The organism is Nocardioides aestuarii, from assembly GCF_039527245.1.
In the GTDB taxonomy this organism is placed as follows: domain Bacteria; phylum Actinomycetota; class Actinomycetes; order Propionibacteriales; family Nocardioidaceae; genus Nocardioides; species Nocardioides aestuarii.
This window is the reverse complement of the sequence record NZ_BAAAJT010000002.1, coordinates 948,799-954,015: the sequence shown is the minus strand read 5'-3', so window position 1 is coordinate 954,015 and position 5,217 is coordinate 948,799. Positions and strand designations below refer to the sequence as shown.

The 5,217-nt window shown below is 69.6% G+C and carries 4 protein-coding genes; all 4 read left to right on the top strand.

Features of this window, described 5'->3' with window-relative positions; genetic code table 11:
* Positions 1 to 92 precede the first annotated feature (92 nt).
* Positions 93 to 1,076: a carbohydrate ABC transporter permease gene (locus ABD091_RS04855; protein WP_343916020.1), complete on the top strand. Its 984-nt coding sequence runs from the start codon at positions 93 to 95 to the stop codon at positions 1,074 to 1,076.
* Positions 1,073 to 1,996: a carbohydrate ABC transporter permease gene (locus tag ABD091_RS04850; RefSeq protein ID WP_343916019.1), complete on the top strand. Its 924-nt coding sequence runs from the start codon at positions 1,073 to 1,075 to the stop codon at positions 1,994 to 1,996. The genes ABD091_RS04855 and ABD091_RS04850 overlap by 4 nt, the downstream gene beginning before the upstream one ends.
* Positions 1,993 to 4,077 carry an alpha-galactosidase gene (locus ABD091_RS04845; protein ID WP_343916018.1) on the top strand — a complete coding sequence of 695 codons (2,085 nt, stop codon included), beginning with the start codon at positions 1,993 to 1,995 and terminating at the stop codon, positions 4,075 to 4,077. The genes ABD091_RS04850 and ABD091_RS04845 overlap by 4 nt, the downstream gene beginning before the upstream one ends.
* 61 nt (positions 4,078 to 4,138) lie before the next feature.
* The coding region (locus ABD091_RS04840) for an ABC transporter ATP-binding protein (RefSeq protein ID WP_343916017.1) at positions 4,139 to 5,217 on the top strand (1,079 nt) is incomplete at its 3' end.

The following is a 5,217-nucleotide window of genomic DNA, read 5'->3' as shown; positions in this document are numbered from 1 at the left end:
GTTCCGGGGGCCCGGCGTGAGCCGGGCCCCCGGAACCACCAGCCCACCGACCGGGTCGCGCTAGCGCCGGCCACACGGGAAAGGGAGTTCCCTTGCTGATCAAGCTGATCAACGCCTTCCTCACGGTGCTCTACGGCGTCGGGGCGGCGCTGCTGGTCTACTACGCGCTCAACAAGATCGCCGAGCTGCTGCCGCCGAAGTGGGAGGAGCGGCTCAAGCCCTACCTCTACATCCTCCCGGCCTACCTCGCGATCACCATCTACCTGCTCTACCCGGCGATCCAGAGCATCATCAACAGCTTCCAGGACCGTGCGTCGGAGGAGTGGGTGGGCTTCGCCAACTACAGCGACCTGCTCGGCTCGCCGGCGTTCCGCGACACCATGATCAACACGGTGCTGTGGATGATCGTGGTCCCGACGCTCACCGTGATCCTCGGGCTCGCGGTGGCCACGCTGGCCGACCGCCTCGGGCCCACCACCGAGAAGCTCACCAAGACGATCATCTTCCTGCCGATGGCGATCGCGCTCGCGGGATCGGCTGTCATCTGGGACACGCTCTACAACGCCAAGCCCGCTGGTCAGGACCAGATCGGCGTGCAGAACGCGATCATCACGGCGCTCGGGTTCGACCCGGTCGTGTGGCTCCAGGAGAGCACCCTCCACCTCAACAGCTTCCTGCTGATGCTGGTGCTGCTGTGGGCCCAGGTCGGGTTCGCGATGGTGCTGCTCTCGGCCGCCGTGAAGGGCGTGCCGGTCGACACCCTCGAGGCGGCTCGCATCGACGGCGCCACCGAGCGACAGGTCTTCTTCTCGGTGATCGTGCCGCAGGTGAAGGGCACGATCATCACGGTGTTCATCACCGTCCTGATCGCGGTGTTGAAGATCTTCGACGTCGTCTACGTCATGACCAACGGCAACTTCAACACCAACGTGCTCGGCAACGAGTTCTACAACCAGCTCACGACGAACTTCAACTACGGCTCGGCGGCGGCCATCGTCGTGATCATGATGATCGTCGTGATCCCGGTGATGTTCTACCAAGTCCGCCACTTCAAGGCCGAGGAGGCCAACGCATGAGCACGCAGTCGACCACCGACGTCGCGGCCGGCACCCGGGAGGACGAGACCAAGGCCAAGAAGTCGCCGGCCCACTTCGACACCAACCCGGCCAAGGCGGGCTGGTTCACCAAGATCGTCCTCGCGGTGCTGTGCTTCCTGTGGCTGGTGCCGCTGGTCGGGACGTTCATCACCTCGTTCCGGACCGTCCAGGCAGCCGACAGCTCGGGGTGGTGGACCGTCTTCGGCTCCCTCGACGAGCTGACGACCGCCAACTACACCGAGGCCCTGACCGGCAGCGCCGACATGGCCGGTGGCCTGATCAACAGCTTCGCGATCTCGCTGCCCGCGACCTTCATCCCGCTGCTGGTGGCCGCCTTCGCGGCCTACGCCTTCACCTTCATGCAGTTCAAGGGTCGCGACTTCCTGTTCCTGGCGATCGTGAGCCTGCTGGTGGTGCCCAACTACGTCGCGTTCGTGCCGCTCCAGCAGATCTACAAGGCCTTCGACATGGGCGGCACCTTCCCGGCCGTGTGGCTGGCCCACATCGGCTTCGGCATGTCGCTGGCGATCTACATCCTGCGCAACTACATGGCCACCCTCCCCATGACGGTGATCGAGTCGGCGAAGATCGACGGCGCGAGCCACTTCCAGACCTTCTGGCGACTGGTCCTGCCGATGTCGGTGCCGGCGCTGGCGGCGTTCGCGATCTTCCAGTTCCTCTGGGTCTGGAACGACCTCCTGGTCGCGCTGGTCTTCATCGGGCCCGGTGAGAACGCACCGATCACCCAGAAGCTGACCGAGCTCAAGGGCCAGTTCGGCCAGGGAACCAACCTGACCACGGCGGGCGCGTTCCTGACGATGGTCGTGCCGGTCATGGTCTTCCTCTTCCTCCAGCGCTTCTTCGTCCGCGGCCTCACCGCGGGCGCCGTGAAGGGGTGACCCGGCCGACCGTCCACCTGACCGCGGCGGGCGCGAGCGTGGTGCTCGCGCCCGCTGCGTCGGGTGTGCCGGTGCTGCTCCACTGGGGGCGCGCGCTGGGTGACGTCGACGTCGCCGCACTGGCCGCCGCCCACGAGCCCGGCGTCTCCCACAGCGCGCTCGACGCGCCGCGGGCCACGGGGCTGGTGCCGCAGACCTCGCTGGGCTACACCGGGACGCCGGCGGTCGAGCTGTTCCGCTCCGGCGCGGTGCCGGTGCGGCTGGGCGAGTGGTCGTGGACCGACGACGGCTCGTCCTGCGCGGCGGTGGCGACCGACCCTGACCTGGAGTGCGAGGTCCGGGTCGAGCTGGAGCTCACGGCCGAGGGCCTGCTGCGCGCGCGCACGGTCGTGCGCAACGACGGGCCCGACGGGCTCCACGTCGCCGCGGTCCGTACCGCGCTCCCGGTGCCCCCGCGCGCCGAGGAGCTGCTCGACCTCACCGGCCGCTGGGTCGGGGAACGGGTGCCGCAGCGCCACCCGTGGCCGGTCGGTACCTGGCAGCGCGCGGGGCGCCACGGGCGCACCGGCCACGACGCCACTCTGCTGCTCTCGGCCGGCACCCCCGGGTTCGCCTTCCGCCGCGGCGAGGTCTGGTCGGTCCACGTGGCGTGGAGCGGCGACCACGAGACCTACGCCGACCGCACGCCCGAGGGTGACTGCCTCCTCGGCGGCGGCGAGCTGCTCGCCCCCGGCGAGGTCGTGCTCGCGTCGGGGCAGTCCTACACCTCGCCGTGGCTGGTGGGCAGCTGGTCCGGCGAAGGCCTCGACGGGGTCTCGGCGCGCGTCCACGACTTCGTCCGGCGTACGACGCCGCGACCGCTGCGCAAGGTGCTGGTCAACACCTGGGAGGCGGTCTACTTCGACCACGACCTCGACCGTCTCACCGAGCTGGCCGAGGTCGCCGCCGCCGCGGGCGTCGAACGGTTCGTGCTCGACGACGGCTGGTTCCGCGGCCGCCGCGACGACCACGCCGGTCTCGGCGACTGGACCGTCGACACCACCGTGTGGCCCGACGGCCTCTCACCGCTCGTCGACCGGGTGCAGGCGCTCGGCATGGACTTCGGGCTCTGGGTCGAGCCCGAGATGGTCAACCTCGACTCCGACCTGGTCCGGGCACACCCCGACTGGGTCCTCGGCGCCCACGGCGACCACCCGCCGTCGTGGCGCCACGAGCAGGTGCTCGACCTGGCCCACCCGGCGGCGTACGAGCACGTGAAGGGGCAGCTGCTCGCGCTCCTCGACGAGCTCGACATCGCCTACCTCAAGTGGGACCACAACCGCGACCTGGTCGACGTGCCCGGGTCGCACGCGCCGACGCTGGCGTTCTACCGGTTGCTCGACGAGCTGCGGGCGGCGTACCCCGGGCTGGAGATCGAGTCGTGCGCGTCCGGCGGCGGCCGGATCGACCTCGGTGTGCTCGCGCGCACCGACCGGGTCTGGGCCAGCGACACCATCGACGCGGTCGAGCGGCAGCGCATCCAGCGCTGGACCCACCTCCTCGTGCCGCCGGAGATGACCGGCGCCCACATCGGCGGCCCCGTCGCCCACACCACCGGTCGCAGCCACGCGCTGCCGTTCCGGGCGGCGACGGCGCTGGTGGGCCATCTCGGCATCGAGTGGGACCTGCGCGGCGTCTCCGACGCCGACCGAGCCCAGGTCGCCGCGTGGGTCGACCTCCACCAGCGGATGCGGCCCCTCGTGGCCGACGGGCGCCTGGTCCGCAGCGACCACCCCGACCCCGGGTGCTTCGTCACCGGGGTCGTCGCCCCCGACCGTGGTGAGGGGTGGTGGGTCGTCGCGCAGACGTCGTGGTCGGCCTCCCAGCACCTGCCGCCGGTCCTCCTCGAGGGGCTCGACCCCGACGCGACCTACCGGGTCACCGAGGAGACACCCGAGGTGGCCCAGCACGGGCTCGACCTCGCCCCGCGACGCGTCGACGTCGTGTTGTCCGGTCGCGCGCTGGGCGCGGTCGGCGTACGGCTCGGCGTCGTCGCCCCCGAGACCGCCCGTGTCCTGCGGGCGTCGTTGGTCGTAGAGTGACCGACGTCACTTCACTACGGATCGTCCGGCACGTACCTGCCGGTGAAGGAGAGAACTCAACATGGCAAGCGTGACCTTTGAGAAGGCCCAGCGCTGGTATCCCGGGGCGGACAAGCCCGCGGTGCCCGGCATCGACCTCGAGATCAACGACGGCGAGTTCATGGTGCTCGTCGGCCCCTCCGGATGCGGCAAGTCCACGACCCTGCGGATGCTCGCCGGGCTGGAGGAGGTCAACAGCGGCAAGATCTTCATCGGCGACAAGGACATCACCCACACGCCGCCGAAGGACCGCGACATCGCGATGGTGTTCCAGAACTACGCGCTCTACCCCCACATGACGGTCGCGGACAACATGGCCTTCGCGCTCAAGATGGCCAAGGTCCCCGAGGCCGACCGCAAGAAGCGCGTCGCCGAGGCCGCCAAGATCCTGCAGCTCGAAGAGTACCTCGAGCGCAAGCCGAAGGCGCTCTCGGGCGGCCAGCGCCAGCGCGTGGCGATGGGCCGCGCGATCGTGCGCGACCCGCAGGTCTTCTGCATGGACGAGCCGCTGTCCAACCTCGACGCCAAGATGCGCGTGCAGACCCGCACCGACATCGCCAAGCTCCAGGCCGACCTCGGCGTCACCACCGTCTACGTCACCCACGACCAGGTGGAAGCCATGACCATGGGCGACCGGGTCGCGGTGATGAAGGACGGCTACCTCCAGCAGGTCGACACCCCGCTCAACCTCTACGACAAGCCCGCGAACCTGTTCGTGGCCGGGTTCATCGGCAGCCCGCAGATGAACCTGCTCAAGGCGTCGGCCCAGAACGGCAAGGCCGCGATCGGTGGCTACGAGGTGCCGGTCGACCCGACGGCGGAGTCGAAGTTCGGCCCCCAGCACAACGACATCACCGTCGGCGTCCGGCCCGAGGCCTGGCGGCTCGTGTCGGAGAACGAAGGCGGCCTGCCCGTGAAGGTGACCGTCGTCGAGGAGCTCGGCGCCGACGGGTTCATCTACGGCACCTCCGACGTCGAGGGCACGCCCGGCAACGTGATCGTCCGGGTGTCCTCCGCACGCGGCACGGTCTCCAAGGGCGACACCATCTACGTCAGCACCGACCCGAAGAGCGTCCACGTCTTCGACAACGAGACCGGCGA